Source organism: Pseudovibrio sp. Ad37, assembly GCF_001623075.1.
Classification (GTDB): domain Bacteria; phylum Pseudomonadota; class Alphaproteobacteria; order Rhizobiales; family Stappiaceae; genus Pseudovibrio.
Genome location: NZ_LMCF01000003.1, coordinates 1 through 516, shown reverse-complemented (window position 1 = coordinate 516; position 516 = coordinate 1). Strand labels below are relative to the sequence as shown.

Sequence of the window (516 nt, the reverse complement as noted above, 5' to 3'; positions counted from 1 at the left end):
AGACGCAGGCCGTAAACCTTCAAGAGCCCGCGTACCTCGTTTGTCAAGTCTATGCATTTACGCAAGCATGCCTTGCGACTGCTCAGGAGCGTACGCATTGCATGCGAACGGCGGCTTTTCATATGCACTGGGCTATACCAGCCGGAGCGCAGGACTTGTGCTATGCCGCGTGCATCATTCTTATCGGTCTTGTTACGCATGGCCGACAGAGCCGCATTCACTTGCCTTGCCTCCATGCAGACAACGTCAAAGCCGTGTTGTTCCTTCAAGCCGTAAAACAGAGGCTGGCTCATTGTTCCAGCTTCAAAGCCAATGCGGGTGATCAGCAACGACGTCTGAGCTAAGGTCCTGGCGATAACATCAACTTCGCAGGCAACCGAGCGTTCAAATATAATCTTGCCTTCGCCGTCAATCACACAGATCGAAACAGACCGTAAAGAAACATCCAAACCAGCATAGTATTCCATGGTGCTCTCCCATCCTCGCAGCAATATGCTGCGATCTTAACAGGAGCTG

The 516-nt window shown here is 51.9% G+C and carries 1 protein-coding gene; it reads right to left on the bottom strand.

Annotated elements, in window-relative coordinates; translation table 11 throughout:
* Positions 1–467: transposase (locus PsAD37_RS27355; protein WP_153039654.1), on the bottom strand; the 467-nt coding region annotated here is incomplete at its 3' end.
* Positions 468–516: the final 49 nt, after the last annotated feature.